This window comes from Actinomycetota bacterium (assembly GCA_023488435.1).
Lineage (GTDB): Bacteria > Actinomycetota > Coriobacteriia > Anaerosomatales > UBA912 > UBA912.
Window position 1 is genome coordinate 33,749 of the sequence record JAMDCK010000057.1, and the last position, 25,346, is coordinate 59,094.

The 25,346-nt window shown below is 61.8% G+C and carries 20 protein-coding genes, 1 tRNA gene and 1 pseudogene; 15 read left to right on the plus strand and 7 right to left on the minus strand.

Going from position 1 to position 25,346, the window contains the following annotated elements; all coding sequences use genetic code 11:
• Positions 1–90 precede the first annotated feature (90 nt).
• A complete protein-coding gene (locus M1617_07720) occupies positions 91–4,986 on the minus strand; it encodes a S8 family serine peptidase (GenBank protein MCL5888157.1) in 4,896 nt (1,631 codons plus the stop codon).
• A 376-nt stretch (positions 4,987–5,362) separates the two neighbouring features.
• Here M1617_07720 and M1617_07725 point away from each other — a divergent pair, with 376 nt between their 5' ends.
• From M1617_07725 to M1617_07745, 5 genes are all read left to right on the plus strand, one after another.
• Positions 5,363–5,860: a YtxH domain-containing protein gene (locus M1617_07725; protein ID MCL5888158.1), complete on the plus strand. Its 498-nt coding sequence runs from the start codon at positions 5,363–5,365 to the stop codon at positions 5,858–5,860.
• Between the two features lie 96 nt (positions 5,861–5,956).
• On the plus strand, positions 5,957–6,700 hold the full coding sequence (locus M1617_07730; protein ID MCL5888159.1) for a hypothetical protein: 744 nt from the start codon (positions 5,957–5,959) through the stop codon (positions 6,698–6,700).
• Between the two features lie 11 nt (positions 6,701–6,711).
• Entirely contained in the window at positions 6,712–7,359 is a 648-nt protein-coding gene (locus M1617_07735; protein MCL5888160.1) for a GNAT family N-acetyltransferase, read from the plus strand.
• Positions 7,356–7,856: a YbaK/EbsC family protein gene (locus M1617_07740; GenBank protein MCL5888161.1), complete on the plus strand. Its 501-nt coding sequence runs from the start codon at positions 7,356–7,358 to the stop codon at positions 7,854–7,856. Before M1617_07735 ends, M1617_07740 begins: the two co-directional genes overlap by 4 nt.
• 75 nt (positions 7,857–7,931) lie before the next feature.
• The gene (locus M1617_07745; GenBank protein ID MCL5888162.1) at positions 7,932–8,987 is read left to right on the plus strand and encodes a polysaccharide deacetylase family protein; all 1,056 of its coding nucleotides are present in this window, start codon (positions 7,932–7,934) and stop codon (positions 8,985–8,987) included.
• On the opposite strand, the gene M1617_07750 is transcribed toward M1617_07745, so the two are convergent.
• Positions 8,984–9,565: a 5-formyltetrahydrofolate cyclo-ligase gene (locus M1617_07750; GenBank protein MCL5888163.1), complete on the minus strand. Its 582-nt coding sequence runs from the start codon at positions 9,563–9,565 to the stop codon at positions 8,984–8,986. The two genes, M1617_07745 and M1617_07750, sit on opposite strands and share 4 nt — an antisense overlap.
• Positions 9,558–10,448: an HAD hydrolase family protein gene (locus tag M1617_07755; GenBank protein ID MCL5888164.1), complete on the minus strand. Its 891-nt coding sequence runs from the start codon at positions 10,446–10,448 to the stop codon at positions 9,558–9,560. The genes M1617_07750 and M1617_07755 overlap by 8 nt, the downstream gene beginning before the upstream one ends.
• A gap of 164 nt (positions 10,449–10,612) precedes the next feature.
• Here M1617_07755 and M1617_07760 point away from each other — a divergent pair, with 164 nt between their 5' ends.
• Together M1617_07760 and M1617_07765 are read left to right on the plus strand one after the other, a co-directional pair.
• Complete coding sequence (locus tag M1617_07760) at positions 10,613–11,221, plus strand: GNAT family N-acetyltransferase (protein ID MCL5888165.1); 609 nt, start codon at positions 10,613–10,615, stop codon at positions 11,219–11,221.
• Positions 11,222–11,293: 72 nt separating this feature from the next.
• Positions 11,294–11,914 (plus strand): phosphoribosyltransferase, encoded by a 621-nt coding sequence (locus M1617_07765; protein ID MCL5888166.1) that lies wholly within the window; start codon positions 11,294–11,296, stop codon positions 11,912–11,914.
• On the opposite strand, the gene M1617_07770 is transcribed toward M1617_07765, so the two are convergent.
• The gene (locus M1617_07770) at positions 11,911–12,327 is read right to left on the minus strand and encodes a hypothetical protein (GenBank protein ID MCL5888167.1); all 417 of its coding nucleotides are present in this window, start codon (positions 12,325–12,327) and stop codon (positions 11,911–11,913) included. The genes M1617_07765 and M1617_07770 overlap by 4 nt on opposite strands.
• A 228-nt stretch (positions 12,328–12,555) precedes the next feature.
• Between M1617_07770 and M1617_07775 the strand changes: the two genes are divergently transcribed.
• Genes M1617_07775 through M1617_07785 form a run of 3 tightly spaced genes read left to right on the plus strand, consistent with a single transcriptional unit; the run spans position 12,556 to position 17,279 of the window.
• Entirely contained in the window at positions 12,556–13,683 is a 1,128-nt protein-coding gene (locus M1617_07775; protein MCL5888168.1) for a PDDEXK nuclease domain-containing protein, read from the plus strand.
• Positions 13,680–14,153, plus strand: coding sequence for a hypothetical protein (locus M1617_07780; GenBank protein MCL5888169.1), 474 nt, complete (start codon positions 13,680–13,682; stop codon positions 14,151–14,153). The genes M1617_07775 and M1617_07780 overlap by 4 nt, the downstream gene beginning before the upstream one ends.
• Positions 14,154–14,180: 27 nt before the next feature.
• On the plus strand, positions 14,181–17,279 hold the full coding sequence (locus tag M1617_07785; protein MCL5888170.1) for a DNA polymerase III subunit alpha: 3,099 nt from the start codon (positions 14,181–14,183) through the stop codon (positions 17,277–17,279).
• Here the strand turns inward: M1617_07785 and M1617_07790 are convergent.
• Entirely contained in the window at positions 17,273–17,725 is a 453-nt protein-coding gene (locus M1617_07790) for a hypothetical protein (GenBank protein MCL5888171.1), read from the minus strand. The genes M1617_07785 and M1617_07790 overlap by 7 nt on opposite strands.
• Positions 17,726–17,846: 121 nt before the next feature.
• On the opposite strand from M1617_07790, the gene M1617_07795 reads away from it, so the two are divergent.
• The 5 genes and pseudogenes from M1617_07795 to M1617_07815 all read left to right on the plus strand — a co-directional run bounded on the left by M1617_07795 (position 17,847) and on the right by M1617_07815 (position 22,078).
• A tRNA-Arg gene (locus M1617_07795) sits at positions 17,847–17,922 on the plus strand.
• Between the two features lie 61 nt (positions 17,923–17,983).
• Entirely contained in the window at positions 17,984–18,508 is a 525-nt protein-coding gene (locus tag M1617_07800) for a DUF6498-containing protein (protein ID MCL5888172.1), read from the plus strand.
• A gap of 200 nt (positions 18,509–18,708) precedes the next feature.
• Positions 18,709–20,010, plus strand: coding sequence for an amidase domain-containing protein (locus M1617_07805; protein ID MCL5888173.1), 1,302 nt, complete (start codon positions 18,709–18,711; stop codon positions 20,008–20,010).
• A 16-nt stretch (positions 20,011–20,026) separates the two neighbouring features.
• On the plus strand, positions 20,027–20,557 hold the full coding sequence (locus M1617_07810) for a hypothetical protein (GenBank protein ID MCL5888174.1): 531 nt from the start codon (positions 20,027–20,029) through the stop codon (positions 20,555–20,557).
• A 268-nt stretch (positions 20,558–20,825) separates the two neighbouring features.
• Positions 20,826–22,078 (plus strand): annotated as a pseudogene (locus M1617_07815) (UPF0236 family protein).
• A 53-nt stretch (positions 22,079–22,131) separates the two neighbouring features.
• Here the strand turns inward: M1617_07815 and M1617_07820 are convergent.
• Positions 22,132–23,367, minus strand: a complete 1,236-nt coding sequence (locus M1617_07820) for a hypothetical protein (GenBank protein MCL5888175.1) — start codon at positions 23,365–23,367, stop codon at positions 22,132–22,134.
• Between the two features lie 366 nt (positions 23,368–23,733).
• A complete protein-coding gene (locus M1617_07825) occupies positions 23,734–25,041 on the minus strand; it encodes an IS30 family transposase (GenBank protein MCL5888176.1) in 1,308 nt (435 codons plus the stop codon).
• Between the last annotated feature and the right edge of the window lie 305 nt (positions 25,042–25,346).

Here is a 25,346-nt window from a genome sequence, read left to right on the forward strand (position 1 = left end):
AGAAGAAGAGCAACGGTGGATAGAAAAGAGCCAGCGCGTCTCCTAGAAGACTCGCTGGCCCTTTGCGTGAGCCATGGGCAGCGGCTCTATCTACCTCACTATGTTTCGAATCTCATCCCGGACAGCATTTGACACAGCACCCGTGCCCCCGAAGATATCGATCCTCCGGTTTGTCTCTGCCCACTCATACAATGCCCCCACTGTGGGTTCGGGCAATGCATCGGACCGAGTCAAGAGCATCAAACCGTTGTTCCTTCCCACAGCCGGACCGCCCGCAATCGCATCGGGGAATGCCGTGCCGACGGTGATTCCGATGTGGTCTGGTGTGCCCCACCCGGTGTCTACAGCATGCTGTGCCACCGCAACCGCGGTTGCGAAGCGATCCGCTCCGGCTATACGGATGAACGGAATACCGAGTGACTCGGCCACGACCTCAGGAACGGCACCGCTTCCACCGACAACTACAGCCGAAACCGCACCCAGATTGCCCACTGCCTCGTCGATCACCGGCCTGGGTAGGCGGTCGACCAGCAGTACCGGCGTTCTTGCGCTGAAAGCGAAAGGAGCAATCGACAATGCATCGGCATGGGAAAGGCCACTGGCTACGAAGACCTCTCCTGAGTACTCATAGCCAAGCTCGCTCACTACTCTCTCTGCGATGAGAGCGGACGTCTCATATCGGTCACCGCCGCCTATGCGCTCCACCGCATACTTGGCTTTGAGCGCGGTCTCCACAGTGGAGCCAACTACTCCGGTTCCGCCGACGATGATCACCCTAGTGGCTCCCAGACGTTCAATCTCGGCTGCAACAGCCGAAGGCAGGACGTTCGCTTGTGTCAACAAGATCGGGGCGTCAAAGACGCCAGCAAGACTCGATGCTCCAAGAGCATCGGCAAAACCAGCACCTGAAGCGAGGATGACCGTATCCGACTGATCCCAGTTGGCCTTTGAGATCTCGACCGCTGTGGCGAAGCGATCAGCGCCCGAGCGTCGATCGACGCTCTCCTCCGCAGTGATGGATACACTGTCTGAGAAGGGACTCACTAGCTCAACGGCGTCCACGGCCTGGAGCTTGAACCAGTATGTCTTGCCGGGCTTCAGTGAGCTTGCCAAGAACCGAGGTGTTTCCAGCAACACCTCGTTCGCCTGGGTGAATGGGCCATTCTCCGAGTTGCCGATGTAGATGTTCCAGCCCACCACGTCGGAGAGCTCTTCGGCAGGGAGGGCCTCATGGCTCGACTCCAGCGGATCGACCGGTGCTCTGGGGTCGTCCCAAACTAGCTCAATCCGCGAACCCCATGGGCTCGCACTCAGGCCGGTAGGCGCAGCTGGGGGATCCAGATTCACGTAGATCTCCGCCTGCAGCTCCGTGATGTTCCCGCTGGCATCCTTGTACTCGGCGATGACCGTCTGCGGACCATCTAGGTCGAGCAGCGTGAGCCAAGTCGTAGCGGCGAAGGGCTTCCAGGGCTCATCGTCTTCTCTGATGCCATTGAGGTGGAACCGCATCTCTGTAGCACCGGTCACGAGTGAATCAGCGCGAACGATGGGAGAGGTTGTGTGGGCGGCCCCGTCGTTCAGCAGCAACTCCCCTTCGGGGGCCAGCGTATCGACGGAGATTTCCTCGAATACCACCTCGGAGAGGTTCTCAGAAGCGTCATAGGACCATGCGGCGTAGTAGGCCTTAGTGCTTTCTTGTGGCACATCAGCGAGAGCCCAATCGCTGGCCCAAGCACCGGGTCCATCGAACACAAGCCCTGCAGCAGGATCGTTCGGGCCGGTCGGAGGAGCGTCCGTGCGCCGAACGACTCGTACACCGGAGTAGGTGCCTTCCTCCGGAAGAACCCACGTCAGCACCACTGCGCCTCCGACGGTCCTAGCTTCGAGCTGCTGAGGAGCTTCTGGCGCGACGGTATCGACGGCGGTGACCTCAGCATGAGCGCCATCCGACCAGTTGTTATTTGCATCACGCGCGAACACTGCGAAATGATGGATGGAGCCGTCTACCAGTTGTGTTTGACGGGCGGATTCGGCCATGCCCTCATACACGACTGTCGCTGCCGGGTCGTTCGGACCTAGTGGCGGCGCGTCGGAGCGACGAAGCACACGGACTGACTCGAAGTCCGCGTCGGTGGGGTTCTGCCACGACAACCCGACATCCCCGTCGATCCCGGGAGTTGCAATGAGGCTGGCAGGGGTTCCAGGCGCCTCGCCATCGGTGGTTATCCGGAAGCCCTGCGTGGTCGCCCACAGGGAAGAGACTCCGTCCGCTACAGCGCGTACGCGAATTCGCTTTTGATCGGTGTCTACCGACGGAACCGACCAAGCAATCTCCCTGGCTCCAGCGGGCGCGGTTCCCACAGCGCTGTACTGGTATTCATGGATCTGGATGTCATCGATTGCGATCAAGTTCGGCTCGCCCGGACCTTGAAGGTTGATGAACAACCACTCGAGGCGGTTGGGTCCTTCATGCAGATCAGCCGTGACCTTGGTCCAAGGCAGCGAATCAGCCGTCTCCCACGTTATCCGACCATTGACCGCCAGGCCCGCAGCTGAGAAGTCCGAGCCGGTGTCGTGGCGGACCCAGAACTCAACACTACCTTCCGAAGCCATAGTGACTGTCGTTGCGATCGAACCATCGACGAACATATTCTCAGTCGCCGCCACCGATCTCAACGAGCGAGTCCCGGAGTGAACGATCGACACGTCCTCTGTTATCTCCCACTGCAAGCTGCCGGTGGTCTCGAATGCAGACAAATCCCCGGCCTCGAAGTCGAAGCCAGTCGTGGGCGCGGGAAGACCTTGCTCCACCTCGAACACAGCGTTCGGTATCCCGCCAACGGCAGGGGTCCACCGAATTGCACTCTGTCCACCGCCAAGGATTAGATCGCTCGGGCGAGGCGACGTGATCGTAGGTCTTCCCGGGTATGCGCTTGCTGCCGCATCGATGTTGATTCTTCCACCATACGACAGAATGTTAGCCAGGTGAGGTAACCGGTCGACAGTATTCTCGAGGCGAGCCTTCAGCTCGTCTGGGCTAGCTTGTGGAAAATGGCTCTGCAGAAGCGCGAGGGCGCCGGCCACGTGGGGTGCGGCCATAGAGGTCCCGTCGGCCTTGCCATACCCACCTGTCTGCAGCATCGGCCTAGCGGAGGGGTCGGTCGGAAAGACGCTGTCAAGCGCTGTCGGCCAAGGCTTTTCATCCGGAGTCTTATACCTCTCGGGAAAGCTCCCTGCGATGCCTGCGAACGGCGTACCGGGCATCCCGCGAAATTCATATCCCCATATCCAGAAATCCGTGGCGAAAGATTTGAAATACTTCTCGAACCACTCATAATCGTGACCGAAGACCGTTAGATCCGTGGCAATTTCACCGCTGGCCATGACCATGCGCCCGCCGTTGTCGAGGAAGTGACCTACAACGGCGCGCTCAGCCTCATCAAGAGTGGGTTCGCCGTACCATCCAAACGCGGTGGCACCCGTGAACCACAACACGACCCGGCCCTTGAGGGCGGAGCGGGTTGGCACACCTTGCGACTCGGTGTTCCATGTACTGACATTGGTGTATCCCGCACCGGCGAGAGTATCGAGGTAGACCTGGAGGCGCTCTCCCGCGACCTCTTCCGTCAAAACAGGCATCGAATCGTCCACCACGATGATGGGCGTAGTCGATCTTGCGCCCACCTGAGCCACCGATCGGGTGATGATATCGTTGCGAGTCACAGTCGACTCAATGGACTCAACGGCCATTGCGAGGTAGGCCAAACGATACTGCGGCGAGTCGATGAACAATGCCGAGGTGCTCCACGGGACCGTCGAGTTGATGTCCATACCTGGAGCCGCTACCTCAACCGAGTTCCTGCCGAAGTTGGAGAACCAGGCCAGGGCGTCGGTATCGTCGGTCGCTGCGACAGTGATAACGTTCGTGCTCTCCGAAGAGGCCGGGAAGTTGATGTCGGGAAGCTCATCGACGTTTTCCTCCCAATTACCAGCCGCAGCTACAAAGAGCACACCGTGCTGTGCAGCGTACTCAATGGCCTCTTGCATGATCTCTGAGTACCCGCCCCCAAAAGAGGCGTTGATGATATCGGCGCCGTTGTCGACCGCGTATACGATCGCTTCTGCTCCGTCGAAATCAGTGCCCCCCCAAGGACCCAAGAACTTCACCGGCATCAGGGTGACGTCCCAGTTGACCCCGGCAACACCTATCCCGTTGTCCCCGACGGCGCCGATCGTGCCAGCGACATGGGTGCCATGCTGATCACCGTCGGCTGGATCGAACACAGTCGCGTCCCTGTTGAAGAAGTCGTAACCGAACCGGTCATCGACGTACCCGTTACGATCGTCGTCGCGGTTGTTGTTGGGGATCTCATCCTGATTGACCCAGCGGTTACCTCTGAGGTCGGGATGCGTGATGTCGACACCGGTGTCGATAACGGCAACGACTACTTCGGCGGATCCCGTGCCTAGACGCGACCATGCCTCGGTTGCGTCGATATCAGCATCAGCCGTCCCTCCGGTCTGACCCGTGTTCTCGAGACCCCACAACGTGTTGAACTGAGGATCGTTCGGGCGTAACACCGCTTGCGGTTGGAACACTCGCTCCGGTTCGGCACGTAAGGTCAGTCTTGCCTCACGAAGCTTGCCGATGAGCGCATCGGGCGTGACCCGCCTTTCAGTGGGCTCTACCAGGGCCCATCCGAGCTCCTGCGATGTGCGCACCACTTGGAACCCGAGTCTCTTGCCGGCTGCCTCGATTTGCTGTCGAGGTATTCCCGGCATCCATTGGACGACGACTCTTCGAGCTGTCATAGGACGCAGTTGCGTCCTGACATCTCCGTCAGCTGCAGCTTGGACGAATGGTGGCTCACCGGTAGTTTGCGGTGCGGCGGAGGCCGGAGTGCCCCCCGTCGGCCACAGCGTGACAACCATCAATAGCGCGATGACTATTCGGATTGCCTTACTTTGGATCGAATCACTCCTCATTACTGCCCCTTCTCTCTAGGTTTTGCTCGAGCGGAATTCTCGAGACCCCCATACTGACCCTTACCGGACTCAAGAACGCGAGTCCGTCAACCCGAGCGTGCGCAAGCCACATCAGTAGGCGGGCGGCACACAATAATTCAATTTATACCCAAGTTTAAGGCGCCACGCATAAATTGTTTCAATTTCGCAATTTTCTCGATTGGGGCGCGTGCGGAGTACAAGAAGAGGCAGAGTCGTACACGATCACGGCGGTTGGTGCAGATGGAATGTGGGCGCGTTAGGGTATATTCTTTGTTGGAAGCACTTCGACACGGACCGGAGGCGATTCGGTACGTGCGACCGGAAGACCAGACCTTATTATCGGAGGTGCATGGATATGTACGATTACAGGCGTGGTGGAGGTTTCTTGGGAGCGTTCGTGCTGGGGGGTCTCCTCGGCGCAGTGCTTGGTGTCCTTTATGCTCCAAGGCCGGGCAAGGAAAGCCGTGAGATGCTGGCTGATGCCACCGAGAAGTATCTTGCCGAAGGCAGGGACCTATGTGAGACCGGCAAGGCAAAGTTCACAGAGGTCTACGAGACGGGACGCGAAGTCGCTGTCGAGAAGACCGATGAGCTCAGGGTCAAGATCGAGCATGCTCGCGATCGCTTGAAAGAGCAGGTCGACAGTGTGTCCGAGGTTGCTCGTGAGAAGGCTGTCGAGGTAGTTCCTGTAATCAAGGAGGCTACCCACAAGGCCGCTGAGGCCGTGAAAACCGGTACCGACATCGTTGAGAAGAAAGCCCAGGAGACTCTCGACAGCGTCGCCGAGAGGGCCGCTGATGATCTGGGTAAGCCGAGGCCCTCGGCAGGAGCGGGCGGTCTTCCGCCGCTGTAGAGAGCTACCTGCCCTGAGGTCGACGTTGAAGTCGGCGCCGACCAGGGTTACGAAAGCCGCACATCAAGAGCCGACGCTGTTCACGCGTCGGCTCTTGTGCTGTACGCTTACTCCAACATGCACTCAACCCTCGACATGGTCGATACTCCGGTCTCCGATGCGCGCGGCCGACGCATCGGCATGGTTGAGCATGCGCTCTTCCATCCGCGCGAACCGAAGGTCATCGGCGTTCAGATCCGGCTGAAGCCGCTGGGATATGTCATCAAGCGCAAGCCACGCTTCGTGCCCCTCGACCAGGTGCGCATCGCCGAAGAGGAGCTCGAGTTCACCTCGGCAAAGCCGATTGTGGGCAAGGCCGCCGAGAAGGCGATGGGCTTTTCTTGGGATGACACAGTCGTGTGGCGCATGATGCCGGTGCAAAGCGAGCGCGGCGAGGCGCTTGGATACGTGCGCGAGGCTTGGTTCTCGGCGGATGACGGAAGTGTCAAGAAGATGGCGATCACACGCGGGGTCACGTCCGATATCGCTGTCGGCAGGCAGGAACTCGATGGCGCGACGGTCGTGGGCTTCGACCCAGCGCGCGGGGCCGTGGTTGTTCGCAACGAGGCACTCGCTGTCGAGCTCTCGGGTGGCGTGGCTGCCAAGTCCGGTCAGGCCGCTGCTGTCGTCAAGGTCGCCGCCGAGAAGGCCGCGAAGCGAGCAGTGAAAGCCGCCGCCGATGCCGCCGGGAAGGCTGCCAAAAGCGACCTGGCCTCAAAAGCGGTCAAGCGTTCGACGTCGAGCTGGCAGGCTTTTCGCGACGGCTTCTCCGAAGGCATGCGCGAGGACGAGAAGGACTAAAGGAGCTCGAGTTGCGTCGACGACTGAGACCGCTGGAAGACCAGAGCCTGGAAGCCCTGCCGGGGGCCTGTCAGGGCTGCATGTTCTGGGAGTCCGCCCAGCCGCTCGAAGTTCGCTGCGGCGCTGCGTGTGACCTGGATGGCGCTCGTCGCTGGCACCGCTGGGTCGCCAGCGAGTGGGGTCCGTGTGGGCTGGTGGCGATGGAGGGAGAGCACATCCTCGGCTTTATCAAGTATGCGCCTCCGGAGTACTTGCGTCAGGTGGGGAACTTGCACGGCGCCCTGGACGAACGTCGTAGCGTGCTGATCGCCTGCATGCACATACAGGACGAGGCTAGGCACCGCGGCCTGGGTACGCTGCTGTTGCGCGCGGCACTCAAGGATCTGGTATCCCGCGGCGAGAAGACGGTGTACGCTTACGCGACCACGCAGGAGGCGGATATCTCCGCACAGCCTATGATCGGCCTCGATTTCCTGCAAAGGAACGGCTTCACCATCGTGGTGCCGCATCCACAATATCCGCTGCTCAGATTGGAGCTCAAGACGTTGGTATCGCTGACCGAGAACCTCGAGAGCATGCTGCAGGCGCTGCGCATCCCGCTTAGGCGCAACATGCGCATGCCGTCGCCGTCCATCGAGTCGAGGGGAGACGGCAGATGACGCAGCAGCCGGGCGTGAAGCCCGCGCGGGGCGCAGGTTCGGCGGATCGGGTGAGGGCGGCCCTGGACGCTTGCGGCTTGGCGGACGCGATCGTGACCTTCGAGCAGTCGACCAAGACAGCGCAGATGGCGGCTGACGCCATGGGCTGCGAGCTGGGGCAGATCGTCAAGTCGATCGTATTTGTCGCCGACGGCTCGCCTGTCGTGGCACTCGTGGCCGGAGACCGCCGAGGAGACACCGACGCGATTGCGGCCGAGTTTGGTGCCCGCAAGGTGAGGATGGCCGAGGCGGAGACCGTGCGTGAGGCGACCGGGTATGCGATCGGCGGCGTGTCGCCGTTCGATCTGCCCGAGGAGCTGCCGGTTCTGGTCGACGATTCGCTCGGCAGGTTCGAAGTGCTGTATCCGGCGGCTGGCACTCCGCAGTCGATGGTCCGCATGGACCGCGAGATGCTGATGACCCTGGTTCGCGGGCGCGTAGCGAGAATATCGAGCTGAGGGCGCATGGGCTATCGGTCACCAGGGCGCCCGCCGGAAGCGCGCCTCGATTTTCTGCGCCTGATGACGGCCGTCGTGTTGATTGCGGCACTGGGCGCGGTCTCGCTGCCCGCCTTCGCGCATGTCGAAGTCGAAGTCGACGGGGTGAAGCGGGCCTGGGTCGGACCGATGACCGCCGCCGATGTGTTCGCGCAAGGGTGGCACGTCTCCTCGGCGGGTGATCTGGTCGACCGCAATGGCGAGATGGTCGCTCGTGGCCGGGGCGCTTCGCCCGAGCTGTCACGCGACGGGGTCCGGCTCGCGCTGGACACACCGCTGCAGGACGGAGACGTCATCACGAGCGCAACCGGCGCCGATGTCGCGGAAAGCGAGACCGTGACCGAGGTCGTAGACCCGATCACCATCAGGTACGTCGGCGAGGGGCCGCTGCAAGCACTTGAGCATCCTGGGTCCGTTGGCGTCAAGCGTCAGGCGATCGGCTCTGCATCGGCGCGGGTGTTCGCCGACGAGGTCATCGAGCCCGCGCAGCCCATGGTGATTCGCCGCCACGGCATCAACGGCGGCCGACAGGTGGTGGCGCTCACCTTCGACGACGGTCCGTGGCCGGGCCAGACCGACGCCATCCTGCGAGTACTCGCTGCCGAGGATGTCCGGGCCACCTTCTTCATGGTCGGCAGCCAGGTGCGCCGTCATCCCGATATCACCAGGCGCGTTCGCGACGCGGGTCATGCGATCGGCAACCACACCCAAGCGCATTCGCGCCTCGACGTCGCCTCCGCGTCGGCAGTGCGCAACGAAGTCACTCAGGCGCAGCAGGCCATCCAGGAGGTCGCCGGCGTGGAGCCGCGCTGGTTCCGCCCACCCGGTGGCCGGACGTCTGCGCTCGTCAACAAGGAAGTCGCAAGGTTCGACATGCGGACAGCGATGTGGACGGTGGACCCTCAGGACTGGCGCAAGCCACCGGCTTCGCGAATCGTCGCTGATGTCCTCGCGGGAGTCCGGCCGGGAGCGGTGGTGCTTTTGCACGACGGCGGCGGGGAGCGAGCGACCACCATCGAGGCACTGGGCCCGCTGATCCGCGAGCTCAAGAAGCGCGGCTACACCTTCGTGACGCTTGACGAGCTCCCCTAGCGCACCCGCGAACCGCGGATCAACCGCGCCGGCGTGACCACAAAGTCGACGCGCTCGTCGTGCTCGCCCTCTGGGACCTTCTCGGCGAGTTGACAGTCGAACGCCAGCGCGAGCCTGACCGCCGAGGGGACGCTCGCGAGCAGCCGGTCGTAGTACCCGCCACCGAATCCCAGCCGCGCACCCTGCGCATCGAATGCGATGCCCGGGACGATCACGAGATCGAGTGTGGCGAGATCCGCCTCGGGAGCCTCCGACCTGGGCTGCAAGATGCCGAAAGGGCCGGGTTCGAGGGCCTCGGCCGGGCCGCGCACGTGGGCTGAAAGCGCTTCGCGGCCGCAGATCCTCGGCAGGCAGACGACGGCTCCGCGTGATGCCAGGGATTCGAGCAGCGGTGCCGGGTCGAACTCCTCGGCAGCGGCGGCGTACCCGAGCACGCGGGTGGCGCGTGCGACTTCGGGCAGCGCGAGCGCGCGGGCGACGACTGCTGCTGCCTGTGAGCGGCGGTCCTCGGCGGATATCGAGCGGCGAGCCGCACGCATCGCCAGGCGCAACTCCGCCTTGGCATCGCGCTCACCCATGCGCGATCGCGTCCAGCCACGATATCGCCATCTCGGCCCAGCCCTCGCTCCGGTGACCGCGCGTGACGGCAACGTTCTCGCGGGCCAAAACCGCTTCGGCGACGGAAGCGTCATCAAGGCCGTTGCCCATCACGACGCCCAGCGCGAGCGCATCGGCCATCCCGACGTCGGCGACCGAGTCCCCCGAAGCCATCGCGTGGGCAGGGTCCACTCCTCGGCGGGTAAGGTCGAGCGCAACTGCCGAGGACTTGGAGACGCCCGCGGGCATCAGGTGGTACGCGTGCACCTCGGCCACCTCCACAAGCGTGGTGGCGATCGGGTGGATGACCCCGTTGTCGACGATTTCGACCTGCAGATCCAGCTCGCCGAGGACCTGCTTGGCGGCCTCGATGTCGAGCGATCCGCGCAGGACATGGGTCGCCTCGCGGTTCGTGTGATAGGGGGTGTGGTTTTCGATCTTGCCGGGAAACGCTTCGCGCAAGGCATCGAGCGCCCCGACCCGGTCGATCGCCTCGAACGGTGTCTCGCCCGAACGAAGCGAGTCTGGAGCCCAGACGCCGGTGTTGTAGATGGGTTCGGCGCCGCGGTCCGGCACCACGACGCAGCCGAGCTCGGCGATGAACCCTCGCCAGCCGCACAACCTCGCGATCTCCGCTGCCTGGATGCGGTTGCGACCGGTGCAGATGACGACCTCGAGACCGGCGCTGTTGATGCTGACGATCGCCTCGGCAGCCACTAGGGACGGCCGCCTCTTGGAGTCGATGAAGAGCGAGCCGCCGATCCCGAGCATGGTCCCGTCGAGGTCGGTGTAGAGCAGCCGGATCGCAGGGAGTCTCTCGGCGAACAGCGGGTGCTCATCGATATACAGCGGTTTGGCGGCCATCGTTCCTCGGCGGGTAGTGGTGGACGGGTCGGTCGGGCGGAAGGGTGTGTCGCTGCCTCGATTCTAACGCACGGACCCGGCGGGTGCGTAATCGGGTAAGAACCTGTATAAATGTATGCGCAGTGTAGTCGTTCACACGAGCCTACGAAACGAGCGTGCAACCGATGACAGTCGCAGACTTCGACATGCCATACCCGCAGTACCGCTGCCCTTCCTGCGCGAAGGACCTTCCCCTTGGCGAGGCGCGCATGACCATCATGTGCGCGGAACACTTCCCGGGCGGTGAGATCGATTTCGAGGTCCGAGAGGCGCGTTCGGCGGACCGCAAGGCGATCGAGGAGATCTGCGACCGAGCGCTCGGCGAGATCGAGGTCGACGCTTTCGACCGCACCTACGACATCACAGCGGGCATAAACCTGATCGCCGAGGTGGATGGCAAGCTCGCGGGACTGCTCTCGATGGCCGTGACTCGCGGCGACCTGGTGATCGTCCTGCTCTCGGTCTATCCGGAGCACCAGGGTCGCTCGGTCGGCTCGGCGCTGCTCAAGGCTGCCATCGCCTACGCGGGCTCGCGCGGGTTGCCCCTGGTCAGGGTCGCGGTCTCCAACGACGACATCCCGCTGCTCTACTTCTACCAGCGCCACGGATTCACGATCTCCGACATCGCGATCGGGCGTCTCGTGGATGACTCCGGCTCGGCGGCGGCGGGTTTCTCTGGGATCCTCTCCCGCGACGAGATACACCTGCGCCGTCCGGTGTGTGACGCGCGCTAAGGCGACTTCCGGCTGCTCGGTAGCATACCCGTCCTCGATTTCGGGTATATGAAGGTGACGGAAGGAGCGGGGATGTTCAAGAACCGGACCCACGCAGGGACCCTTCTAGCAGCGCGACTCGCCGAGGAGATCGCAGGGCGCTCCGACGTGGTAGTCCTCGGAATCCCGCGCGGCGGGGTGATCGTGGCGGCTCAGATCGCCAAGGAACTCGACCTGCCACTCGACGTGATCGTTACGAGCAAGATACCGGCCCCATGGAATGCCGAGTACGCGATCGGTGCTGTCGATTCCGAAGGGGAGGTCACCCTCAACACCCACTCCGGTTACTCGATGGAAGAGGTCATGCACTATGCGAAGCCCATCCACGATAAGGTTCGGGCTCGCTGGGATCTCTTCCGAATCGGCCGAGAGCCCATCGATGTCTCCGGTAAGACGATCGTACTCGTCGACGACGGCATTGCTACTGGCCTGACGGCTTTCGCTGCGGTCGACTACCTCAAGCGACAGAAGGCCGGCTCGGTCATACTTGCGGTCCCAGTGATAGCTGCCGATGCGGCGCGTGTGATCCGATCGGGGATCGCCACGCTAGTGGCCTTGGAAGAGCCGGAGGTGTTCTACTCGGTCAGCCAGTTCTACAGGCAGTTCGATCAGGTGACCGATGACGATGTGATGCTCGCACTGAGAGGTGCTTAAACGGCCTCTTCCTCCAACCGGGCTCGCCATCCCCAGTGGGTCACTAGGTATCCGGTGACGAAGGACACCGTTGTCATCAGAGCCATGTAGACTACGATGAGCGTTGGGCTTATCGGCTCTCTTCCAATCGCCATGGTCACAATATGAGCCAAGGCTATCGGCGAGTCGGGCCATAGGGGAGCTCCCAGAGCGATGAGCCCCATTATCGCTACGTCGACCACCACGAAGATCGCTGATCCCGATTCCCAAGATAGCGGGATCTCATCAAGTTCCGACCAAGATGGCGATTGCCTTCCCATAGCCGCGAACTTGGCATTCCTTCCGAGGCACGCCGGGACGATCATCAAAGAGATGGTGATGGCGATGAATGCCAGAAGAGCCAGAATCGCCGAACCGATGAGCTGAATGTCCACGCGAGATACCCCTCCTCCTTTGGCGTTTGCTGCATCCATGGTCTTGGATTCCGCTCGTTTTCGCAAGCAGTGTTGCCAGCGGAAGTGGGAGTCAACGATCAGGGGCGGTCATTTTTTGGCTCCTATAGGAGAGTGAGCACTTGCGTATGCGAACATGTGTTCGTATAATGGTTTAGCCGGGAATTCCAACACGCTGTCGTCCCCTCGGCAGACAAGGATCTCCCCGCCATGGGCCGCAACTCAGCGATCAAACGAACGGTCGTGGACCGCACTGAATTCGCAACATTGCTCTTCGACGTGAAGGGGCGCATCCAAAGTGCGCAGAGGAGGGCGGTGCTAGCCGTCAGCAACGAGCTCGTCTCCCTCTATTGGGACATCGGCCGAGTCATCGATGAACGTCAGCAACAGGAAGGATGGGGGGCAGCGGTTGTTCCGCGGCTTGCGCGTGCGCTGAAGAACGAGTTGTCGGACGCGAAGGGGTTCTCCGAGCGAAACATCAAGCTCATGCTTGCCTTTTACCGCGAGTACCCGGATCCCGCTGAGTTTCTGGATTCGGGCTCCTCAGAAAAAGTGCAACCACCGGTTGCACAATTGCCCGCATCCATCTTTTGGTCGATTCCCTGGGCGCACCATGTCATCCTCATGCAGAAGATCAAGAGTCCTTCTAATCGTCGCTGGTACATGGAGCAGACTCTCGTCAACGGTTGGAGCCGCAATGCCTTGGCCCTTCAGATCGATGCATGCGCCCATTCCCGTCATGGTAAGGCGGTTTCGAACTTCGCCGAGTTGTTTCCCGAGGCGCATTCCGACCTGGCTCAACAGACCCTCAAGGATCCATACATCTTCGATTTCCTGACGCTTACCGAGCCATTTCGGGAAAGCGAGCTAGAGACCGAACTCGTTAAGCACCTTGAAAGGTTCCTGCTTGAGCTCGGCCAGGGATTCGCCTTTGTGGGTCGCCAGTACCGGCTCGATGTCGCCGATGAGGATTTCTATGTCGACCTACTCTTCTATCACTTGCGCTTAAGAGCCTTTGTGGTCATCGAACTGAAGAAGGGGGGATTCAAGCCCGAGTATGCTGGCAAGCTCAATTTTTACTGTAACGCCGTCAATGATCTCCTTAAGCAACCGACGGATGCCCCCACTATCGGTCTGATCCTATGCCAGACGCGAAACCGCCTGCTCGCCGAGTACAGTTTCGCGGGCATCGACAGACCCATTGGTGTTTCAACCTATGAGTTGACGCGCGCATTGCCGAAAGATTTGCGTTCGGCGTTGCCGACGGTAGAGGAGATCGAGGCGGAGCTGTCGAGTGACGCGAGCGGCGACGAAGAGTCCTGCGGGAGGAAGTCATGAAAAAAGTCGATCCTCTCCCCTCTCGTTCCTCGGCAGACAAGGATCTCCCCGCCATGGGCCGCAACTCAGCAATCAAGAACTTCGCTCCTTCCGCCGAAGGGCACCAGCTCGGGCTGCTTGAGCCCAGGCGGGACAAGGAGCCTCTGGTGCGCTCCCTGCTCTCCACCCCGTGGGTGTTCGTCGCATCCCGATTGCAGCGCAATGCCGACACGTGCGCTACCAAGCGCGTGAAGGAGCTCGTCGAGGTCACGCTGGATCCCGTCTCGGGCAGGGTCGTCTCGTTCACGCGGGCGGGGCGCAGCTACAAGGTCGATTCGGTCGTGCAGACGTGGGCGATCGAACGCCGATGGTGGGACCCCAGCGAAAGGCGCTCCAGACGCTTTTGGAGGGTGTTGGCCCGAGGAGGCGTCTGGGACCTGACGTACGACCGGCTTCAAAAGGTGTGGCATCTTGTCGGCGTGCAGGACTGACAGGCCGCTTCCATGCCCTCAGGATTCGTGCATCTGCACGTACACTCGCAATTCAGCTTCATGGACGGCGCGGCGTCCCTGCCCGCGCTCGTCGCGCGTGCGGCGGAGCTCGGGATGCCGGCACTTGCGCTTACCGACCACCAGGGGCTCTCCGGTGCGATCCGCTTCTACAAGGCGTGCCGGGATGCAGGCATCTCGGCGATCATCGGGTGCGAGGTCGTGGTCGAGCCCGCAGGTATCCGTGGTGCCGACGAGTCCGACTTGCCACCGGACGCGCGCCTCTGTGACGCATCCTTTCGCACGGGGTTCGGGCGCGCCTCGGGCACCGGCTACCACCTCACGCTGCTATGCAAGGACATCGAGGGTTACCGCAACCTCTGTCGGCTGCTCTCCCGCACGCACCTGCGCGGGCCGAGCGAGCCCTCCGTCGTCACGCTCGCCGACCTTGCCGCACACTCCGAGGGGCTGATAGGGCTCTCGGGCTGTCCGCGCGGTGAGGTGCCGAGTGCGGTTGCGGCCGGCTCGCGGTCGCGCACGAGGGCTCGGCACGCCCTGCAGCGACTAGCGGGCTGTTTCGCGCCGGGCGACTTCTACGTCGAGCTCGTCAACCAGCTCGAACCCGGGAGCCCGCAGCTCTTGCGGGGGCTTCTTGCGGTAGCTGCCGAGGCGGGCTTGCCGGTAGTCGCCACCAACAACGTGCACTACCTCGAGGCGGTCGGTCATCGGCTGCACGACGTCCTCGCATCGGTCGGCGCCCGCATGCCGCTCCCGGGGCCGCTTGGCAGGTCGAACGCGGAGCTGTGGCTCAAGCCCGCCGCCGAGATGCGCCAGCTCTTCGAGGGCGTCCCGCAAGCCTGCGACGCCACGCTCCAGATCGCCGAGCGCTGCAAGCTCGAGCTGCCCCTGGGGCGCTTCCACTTCCCTTCGGCGGATATCCCGAAGGGCGAGACGCCCTACTCGGCGCTTGCGAAGGAGGCTTGGCGCGGCCTTGAGCGGCGGTATCGGCCGCTGGTCCCGGAGGCCATCTCGCGCCTGCAGCACGAGTTATCGCTGATCGACACGATGGGGTTCTCGGAGTACTTCATGGTCGTCAAGGAGATCGTCGATCACGCCAGATCGCGCGGAATCCGCTGCTCAGGGCGGGGGAGCGCCGGCGATTCGATCGTGAGCTACGCGCTGGGGATCACTGATGCCGACCCCGTCAGGCACGATCTGCTCTTCGAGCGCTTCCTCAACCCCGAGCGCCGCCAGATGCCCGACATCGACGTGGACTTCGACTCGGCCAGGCGCGACGAGGTCATCGACTTCATCTACCGGCGCTTCGGCGAGGCACACGTCGCGATGGTCGCGACCGTCAACACGATGACGGCCAGAAGCGCCGTGCGCGTGGTGGCACGCTCATTCGGCATGCCGAGGACCGAGGTCGACAGCCTCTCGCGGTACCTGCCGTGGGTGCGGGCGCGACACATCCGCGACGCGCTCGTGGCGTACCCCGAGTGCCACGACCACCCTTTGCGCGACGAGCGGCGCTTCGGGCTGCTGCTCGATCTTGCCGAGGAGCTCGACCGCTGCCCCATGCACCTGGGAACCCACCTGGGCGGTTTCGTGATCACGCGCGACCCGATTGCGAGCTGGACGCCTCTGCAGTGGGCGGCGAAGGGCACGGTGGTCTCGCAGTACGACAAGGACGACATCGAGGCGCTCGGGCTCGTGAAGATGGACATCCTGGGGCTGCGGATGCACTCGGCGATCAGCGAGGCCGTCTCGCTCGCCCGCGCGCGCAAAGGCGCCGAGGAGGTCCCCGAGCCTTTCGAGCTCATCCCCGACGACCCCGCGGTCTTCGCGGGGATCGCTGCGGGCGACACCGTGGGGATGTTCCAGCTCGAGTCCAGCGGCCAGCGCAACCTCTCGACACGCCTGCGGCCTTCACGCTTCGAGGACATCATCGCGCAGATATCGCTGTTTAGGCCTGGCCCGCTGCAAGCCGACATGATCACGCCGTTCATCCGACGCCGCCACGGACTCGAGCCGGTCGTCATCCCGCACGAGAGCATGCGCGAACCGCTGGCCGACTCCTACGGCGTCATCGTCTTCCAGGAGCAGGTCCTGCTGGTTGCCCGCGCGGTCGCCGGATTCGACCTCGCGCAAGCCGACATGCTACGCCGCGCCATGACGCGGGGCCGCAGCCACGAGGACACGGCTCGCATCCGCGAGAGCTTCATCGAGCGGGCGGTCGCGCGCGGGGTCGAGCAAAGCGTCGCCGAGGAGGTCTTTCGGCAGATCGAAGGATTCGCGGCCTACGGATTCAACAAGGCGCACGCTGCCTGCTTCGCCGTGATCAGCTACGCGAGCGCTTGGCTCAAGACCCACTACCCGGCGGAACTTGCGGCGGGGATCATGAACCACCTGCCGATGGGCTTCTACTCGGGCCGAGTGGTCATCAACGACGCCCGGCGGCACGGTATCGAGATCCGCGGACCGCACGTCAACGAGTCGATGCCGCGCTACACGGTCGAAGCCGACGGTCGCGCGCTCAGGGTCGGCCTGCGCGGAGTGCGCGGCGTGCCGCAACGCCTACTCGCCCAGGTGGAGCGCGAACGTGTGCGCCGACCCTTCGCGGATGTCGGCGACTTCCTTCGGCGGACACACGCCGACGCCACTGCGGCCCAGTCGCTGGAGCGCATCGGGGCACTCGATGGCCTCGGCGGGGCCTCAAGCGGCAGGCCGACCGCCGAGAAGCTCGCGGCGGAGATGGAGCTCATGGGGCTCGCGCTCACCGCGCACCCGCTCGAGATCGTTGCAGCCGACCTCGACGCGCGCGGCGTCACGCGCGCTGCCGAGATCCCCGCGATCCCCGATCGCACGCAGGTGCGGGTCGCCGGTCTGCGCGAGCGCGCTCAGACGCCGCCCACCCGCTCGGGCAAGCGCACGTGCTTCCTCACGCTGGAGGACGCGACGGGGCTTTTGGATGTCGTGGTGTTCGAGGACGTGCTCGCCAAGACCGCCGAGACGATCGTCAAGGACTCGGCCTACATCGTCGATGGCATCGTGCAGAACAACCCGGAGCGCGGCATCGCGATAGTCGCCGAGAACGTCGTGCCGTATGACGTGCGTCGACCCTACTGAGCGGGGCCACCGCCGGGTGAGAACTCCTCGACAGACTCGGCGATGATCTCCGGTCCGGCCATGCGGATCGAAGCGCCCTCGAAGCGCTCGCCGATCACGCTGACGTGCATGCCTTCGAGCGGCTCCAGCATCTGGGTGATCTCGGCACCGTTCGCGATCACCGCGACGTTTTTGCCGTCGCCGGCCGCGGTCGTGTCGACCACGGCCCAGAAGCCGCCTTCGAGGTCGATCCACCTAAGCTCGCCGATAGCCTGGGCTTGCCCACCTTCGATGTCGTAGAGGCCGGGTGCAAGACCGCTTCCGGCGGCTGGGGGAGCGGGTTCTGTCGGCGCGGGCTCGGGTTGAGGCGCCGCATTGTCGGTCGCGGGCGGGGAAGTCGGAGCGCAGGCGGCGAACATCGCAACCATCACGAGCGCTAGGACAAGAAGCATCAGTCGTTTGCACATAGCGGGCATCCTTTCGGCGGGTGTAAGCAGCGAGGTAACCAGCCTAGCCGACATCGGCAACACAATGATAAGATACCGTGGCCTCGACGACGCGTCGAGTCATCCGCGTTCCTGCCGAGTAGCCCTCGTAGCTCAGGGGATAGAGCACAGGTTTCCTAAACCTGGTGTCGCACGTTCGAATCGTGCCGAGGGCACCACGCAGCCGCACTGCGGGGGCCGCGGCCACCGGAGTAGAATTCGACACAGACTGGTGGGGGCATGACACAAGCAATCAATCGAACCCTCGGCAACACCCTTCCAGGCATCGTTGTGACCAACATTGTCACGCTGGTGCTGGCCCTGTGGCAGGGGCTGGCGCTTACCGACCTCATTACAGCATATTGGATACAGAGTGTCGGCATCGGTGTCACCGTGTGGCTGAGGCTGAAGAGCATCCCGCTGGAAACGTATGCGACTGAGATAGCTACCGGACCTCCGTATATATCGTGGAGCGGGCGAGCTTCAGGCGCCATGACAGCCAGTGAGGCCGCGGCCGTGGCGCAGGCGCGCCTTGATGATCAGGCGGCGTCGGCACTCGGGCACAGATGGACGGACGCGATGGGGCCGCGAGCTCGCGTCCACAAGACCCTCGGGGCCGAGAGTGCGGTACCGAACCACCCATTTACCTGCGGTCTGGTGCGAGACGCCGGCCGCATGTGCGGCCGCACTTACCGTCCAGCCCGCCTCCACACGTTTTGCGAGTACAAGTCTGCCGTGCATGGTCAATCTGGCGTTAGGATGTGACATGAGGACCTCCTTCTTCGGTTGTGGCTTCGACAACCAACAACCGACAGGAAGGGGTCCTCGCCTGTCAACAACCTATGTGGGAACTACACCTGACCCCTAACATTGAGATGCTTCCTGAGGCAACGAGAGGGGTTGACGAATGTCGCAGGCTGTGCAATCTTCGCATGAAGAATTGAAGCGGTGGAGGGGGGAGAATCATGGTACGTAGGATAGTGTTTCCACGCCAGCTGATGGGGTGGGGAGTAGTCGCACTCGTAGCGGTTGCGTGCGTGTTTGGAGCTGTCGACAGGGTAAGCGCAATTGCTTCCGAAGGTCCGAGGGATGCCGTGCAAGCAACAGTGGTCCGGTACCTTGACGCCAGGTTTCGTCGGCTTGTGACTCTGGACAGCAGTGCCGCCGTTGGGGCTGCCGTTGATCCCACAGACCAAACCGCCGTGGCTGAAGCCTGGGGCGATGTTGAAGTGGAGACTGCGCGGGAGCTGGAATCCGGCTGGGGAGACTATTCGCTGAGGACCGAGTTCGTCAACACTCGTGTCGTCGGAACTACGGCGGATGTGACCGTACGGGTTGATGTTGACTTTCACTATGCATCTTCTCCAGAGGTTGATTCCGGCATCTACAACGTGGTTCACAGGTTCAGACTGGTGCGTAAGGCCGATGACTGGCGAATCGTGTCCATCGATAGTGACAGCGAGGAGTTCCAGCGCTTCAAGCAAGAGGTCTCTGGCAAGACCAGCAGAGGTCGGTCAGCGAGAGATGCGTCTGATATCGCCAGACGAGAACGTATATCGAATCTTCGTCAGTTCGCCGATCAGCTGCGCCCTGTGGCGGTCCAGCAGTCGACTTCGCAACATGGAGCAGATGGCTTGAGCGCTTCCTCCGTTCAGCCTCTGGCAACCGCTTTGCACTCCTACAGTGGCAGTCGCGGCAGTATCTACGCGCAAAGGTTTGCGGCCAGAGGCACCCCAAGATGGTTCTACTACGCCAGCGGTGCGAACTGCACGAACTTTGTCTCACAGTGTGTATGGGCCGCGTACGGCGGATTCGTTCCTTCCAGCGATGCCGCGAGTAGAAGCAACATCACTAATATGGTCCGGATGGTTCGGAACGTCTGGCATGGCGGCACTGGGGGTGGAATGCCGAATTGGGAGTCCGTAATGAGTTTCTGGACATACGTCACTAACTCCACCAAGACACGCGGACCTATGGCCACGGGCCACAACAACGGAGCCAGGTTCACTGGAATCAACCCCGCAGACGTTCGCGTTGGCGATGTGTTGCAGGTCCGCAACGGGAGTAGCGGCAACTACGGCCACTCAGTCTATGTTTCAGTTGTTCACGACAATCTGATAGGCCCTATGTGGTGGGACCGCATATTCGTGTGTCAGCATTCGGCGGACATGTTGAACCGTCGCGCGGACGATTTGATTGCGAATTGGGGAGGGTCCAACTGCAACATGCGTAGGCTGGTATTCAGAGCTGGAACCTTCGACAGATAGCGGAATGGAGGATCAGGTGAGCAGCACCCGTCCATGGACACCGCTTGTGCTCGTAGCGGTCCTCGGGGTAATCCTCGTTGGCTGTACGCCACGCACGCCGGAAGCAGTGAGACTCGACGATGGGGCCACGGACTCGCGGTCCGTAGAAGAGGCCGTCGTGGTGGGTGAGCAGGACGTCGCTGCTGCCAGAAGTGTGCTCATGCGTCACCTCGACGCGCTCTCCAGTGGCGACACCGAGGTGCTGCTTGAGACTTCCGCGGAGTATACGCACTACATATTCACACAACCTTCTTGGCCCGAACAGGCGGGATCTTGGGCTCAGATGAGGGTCATCACCCTGGAGAGGCCGGGCAAGTATCTGGACGACGAAACCATGCGGCAGGTATGTCGCGATGTGTTGGGGCATGACCCCTATCAAGTAGCGGTATTCCATTTGGTTGCCGAGCGACCATTCGCCACCACCGGCGATCAAGAGATGAGTCTGGACGTCGTGATGGTGCGTCCTTCCGCTGACAGTGGCTGGTTGGTTCACGACAAGGGGCGGTAGTAGCCCTGCGATGACCGTGGACTACCTGCTAGCGCGTAAGGTTTTGGGGGGTGCGGGCCCGGAACGGTCTTGAAGCAAGTACGGGTTTCCTTTCTACTCTTGGTGTGTCTAATACCCGGAGAGAGAGGAAACCCGCATGCAACATGATATCGCGCTTTTGAAGTCACTTCTGGTCGGACTTTGCTTCGACCACATCGTCAGGTACGAGGATTTCGAGAAAGCAGAGACCAGATCGCTTCAAGATGTACTCGGGATGCTTGCCGGAGCCATGTCTGAGGCCTTGGAGATCTTCGACGAGCGGCTGTTTGTGGGCAAACTCAAGGAGTGGCGGGTCAAGGATTCGCGTCCACGAAGGGTCCTTGCCGAGTGCGGCGAGGTGAGCTTCAGACGCATCTACGTCGATGAGTACGGTGACAGGCGCACCTATCTCGACGAGATCTTGGCACTACCGTCAAGGAAGCGCCTCTCACCAGGAGCATTCCAGGCACTTGCGCTCTTCGGTTCGGATATCCCCTACGAACGCGCTGCCAAGGTGTTGTTCCGGCACTGTGATGCCGGTGTCTCGGGTATGACGACCATGAGCGTGCTGCGAGCCACCGGTGACCTGCTCGAAGCGCAGGCGGAGGAGCGCCGCCGCGACCTGTTCGACCTCGGACTGGCTCCCGATGCAGTAAGGGAGAGCGAGGAGATAAGGGTCGAGGCCGACGGCATCTGGGTCGCGCTGCAAAACGGCAAGGGCAAAGGCGTCGAGATCAAGGCCCTTTGCGCCTACGAAGACAAAAAGGCAGGCAAGCGCGTAGGGGTCGTGCATCATGCGCTTGTGGGGGCCCGAAGCGTTTCTGGGAAGAGGGTGTGGCACGTGTGGCGGGCCACTACTCGCTTCCCGCCTTGCAGCGCTGCTATTCGGGAAGCGACGGGGCCAAGTGGTGTGGCTCCCTTGCCGACTACATGCACGGGGTGAAGGTGATCCACAAGCTCGATCCTTGGCACGTCAACCGCGCCATCAAGTCAGCCTGCTTGGATCCCCGTAAAGCGGCACCGTTGTTCGACCTGCTCCGTGAAAGCGATATCGATGGGCTTCTTGAAGAGCTGGAGTCACGGATCGCAAGCGGGAGTTGCGACGAGAAGAAGACAAGATCGCTTGTTGGTTACATCAGGGGCAACGGGGCCTCGATCGAGGCCGAGGCACCGAGCATGGGCACGATGGAGGGAACCAACGCACACCTCTACGCAGCGAGGATGAAGGTGTGGGGCGGTGCCTGGTCGGCTAAGGGAGCGAGTGACATGGCACGCATCAGGGCAGCGCTGGCATCGGGGGAGAGCCTGCCGGTGCCAGCCAGGGAGATTGCGTTCAAGGTAAAGGACAGGCGACGCCGTGAGGCCATGGCCGAGAAACGGGAGTACGGTTCGGGCTACGAGATGGTACTCTGTGATGGAAAGGGGTACGAGCCTCCGGCTGGGCACCTATGGCCGTTCTCGACACGCCAGCAGTTCCTCGCGATGTTCCACCCCCTGAACTGAGAACAGACCCCCGAATCTTTACGCGCCCATCACCCGCTCCTCTCCGTGATGCCTCATAATAATTGGTACTCGAACGACTTATTCGTTGCCTCATTATAAAGGTACTCGAAGTCAGATGCCTTCACCTCCTCTTTCCATCTCGGGTTTTTGCTTGCGTTGAGCTTGTAGAGCGCGTTTTGTAGCTTGCCTATCCTCCTCCTTAGGACCGCAGGGTTGAGTGTCTCGAACTGTCCCCTGAGCTTGTCTTTGATCGCATTGCCGATGTCATCTGAGGCCATGACGCGCCTATACGGCGTGGTCGGTTTGTCGTAACGCTTCGTGACCTTCGAGCCGTCACGGGTTTTGGAGATGAGCTTGGCGCTTGGCATGAAGAAGTTCGTGTGCAAGCGCACCAGTGCGTGGATCTCGTTCAAGACATCGAGCTCTGCTGGTGTGTCGAATCGCGCGTAACCTACGTTCTGACGCACCACAGACCAGTTCTTCTGCTCGACGTGGCAGCCATCGTTCTTGCGATACGCACGGCTTCTCGTGAATGTCACATCCCGCGCTTCGCAGTAGCGGTAGAGATGGTCGTTTATGAATTCGATGCCATTATCCGAGTCGATTCCGAGAAGTGGGAACGGCAGGTGGGCCACGATGTCTTGAGGCGCTGCGAAGACGTGGACCTGTGCCTTGTTGCGCACGGCCCGCGTCTCTGTCCACCCCGTGGCGATATCGGTGGCATCGAGCGTGTTACAGTACTCACCTTTGGTGGAGTCTCCGCAGTGGGCAACGAGATCGATCTCGATGAAGCCAGGGCGGGCATCGCCCCACTCCGTACCTGTCCTGACCTGTATCTGGGACTTAAGCAGTGTGCCGGGCTTGGTGTTCGAGCGGCCTTTGAAGGCCGGCTTGGCTCGGTCGGGGGCAAGCATGCGGTCGATTGTCGCGCCCGACATCGTGCGGAGATTGTCGATCAAGCGCTGATCGCAAGAGAGCTCACTCTCGCGCACCAGTGCATCCAGGATGTCTGTCATACCTGCGGCCACACGTTTGCCGCATGCGAAATCCAGGCTCGCCCAGACCTTGCGAAGCGGTAACATCACCTCGGCGGTGTAGGTCTTCTTCCGTCCGCGGGTCTCCGGGCCACTTCGCTTCCTTCTCGGCCCGCGCCTGAGTGCCCGTGACGCGTAGCTCCTGTTCCAGCCCGTAAGGGCACATAGCTCGTCGAGCATTTTGGCCTTCTGTGTCTTCGATGCCTTCCGGTATCGGCGGTGCATCTCTCGCGTGATCGCCTTCTTCTCTGCCATCGTAAGCGGCATCTTTTCCGCCCTTCGCCGGTCGATCCGGCGAGGACCGGTTCGAGTACCTTTTTTCTGAGGCATCGAATCAGTTTGGAGTACTTTTATTTTGAGGGTTGATTGACAAAGTAAGTGCAAATATCGGGCAGTGCTGAACGTCTGCCACACTTAGTGCAAGAATCCCATGGTGAAAGACTGTTTCTTGGCCCGCAAGATGGCCCACAGGAGCGGTTCCCCATACACCCTGCAGCCCCAGGATCTGCTTCGAGGGCATGCTTGATCAAGCCCTTGTCACATCGTCTGCCAGACTAAGTGCAAAGGCGCGCTTCGACTTGCAATATGCCCGAGCCGTTCCGGGGAACCTTGGTGTAGGCTTTATCCGGGGTGTGATCCCCCCTTGAGGAGGCTGGGCTTGAGCACGACATCGTCTGGTGCGATGTGCTTGAGTCCCAGCCCCTCGAATATCCCTGTCGGCAGCACGTGATGCGCCAGATCGAATGGCGATGCGCCTCCAAGCGATGCACGCGGCATCGAGTTCACGTGACTTGCCACGATTGCCGCATCCCGCATCGTGAAATTCTCAAGTGAGGTTCCCTTAGGGACGATACGGCGAAGTAGGCGGTGGCAGTTCTCGACCGAACCTTTCTGGTCAGCACGTCCGGGGTCGCAGTAGTAAAGAGCGACACGCCCGTCTCTCCCGATACGCTTATAGTCGCGAAACTCGTGTCCACGGTCGGCAAGGATGAGCTTGAAGACATCTTCGAATCGCTCGCCTGCGATGGACTCGATCATGTCGAAGGTCGCAGCCACGCACTCCTGGGTATGCTCCTCGAGCACGAAGACGAAGAGGAACGAGATCCTCTTGAGAAGCATCGTGAGGAGGACCTTCGTATCCGTGCGCACGCCTTCGACACAGTCGATCTCGACTGCGGACAGGCGTTCATCCTCAGGAAGGGCGAGGAAGTCCGCATAGCCCCGCCCGTCCGGGCAGCGAAAGCGCTCAACAGTCCGTTTGCCTTTGCGTGGCCGGTAGCGGCACTTGGCCACCAGGTCGAGGTTCTTCATGCCTCCTAGTCCCAGATCGACATAGCGGTAGAAGGTACGCTCTGAACAGGGGAACTCGCCTCGGTGTGCCGAGAAGACATGCGCTATCGACTGGCCCTTGTCCCTGATCAGCGGAACGGCCGTGGCGATCATGTTCTCGAAGACCTCCGATGTCGTGTCGATACCACTGCGCGAATCACAAAGCCGCGAGGTCGCCAGGGCATGTGCGAGCTTGGCATCGTAGCGGTAGCGGTGCAATCGGCAGCCGTTGATCGAAGCACATCCGTTGCACACGAACGGAGCCGATTCGTTTCTTCTGTAGACGTCTGCGACGAAGTGAGGGCAGATGTTGGTGCAGCGCACCTTGCTGCAACTCGCGCAGCGCCGCCTTGTACACATGCGACAAAGTGCCTTGACCTTGCAGCTCTTATAGTGCACACACAGGCCCACCATCCTGGTGGGCATCGTCCGGTATCCATCGTCTCTGCGGTTGCGTCTGATCTCGCGGGTGATACAGGAAACACTCCTGCCTAGGTTTCTTGCGATCGAGGTTGCGGACTCGTTCGAGTTGAGCCTCCTTTGGATCTCACAACGCTCATCGAAACTGAAGTGGTGGTAAGGACGGGGGTTCTCCGGCATCTGTATGCTCCTCTCTGCGTCGCTAAAGTCCGCCGGAGACGGGACGGTGGGCTGAAGCAGAGGATAGAACACCACAGGAATATAGGTCGCACGACAGGGGGCGAAGAGCCCTGCCAGACTAAGTGCAAGAGCATTTGCACTTACTTTGTCAATTCAGGTTCTATTTTGAGGCAACGCGCTCCCTTCACATCGGCAGAGCGTTGCCGTATCATTCCGGAATCTTCAAGGACGCTCTACGGACAGTCCGGTCATGGGCAATCGGGCAGAAAACGGAGGCATCGCATGTCAGCCATCGCACGCGAGAT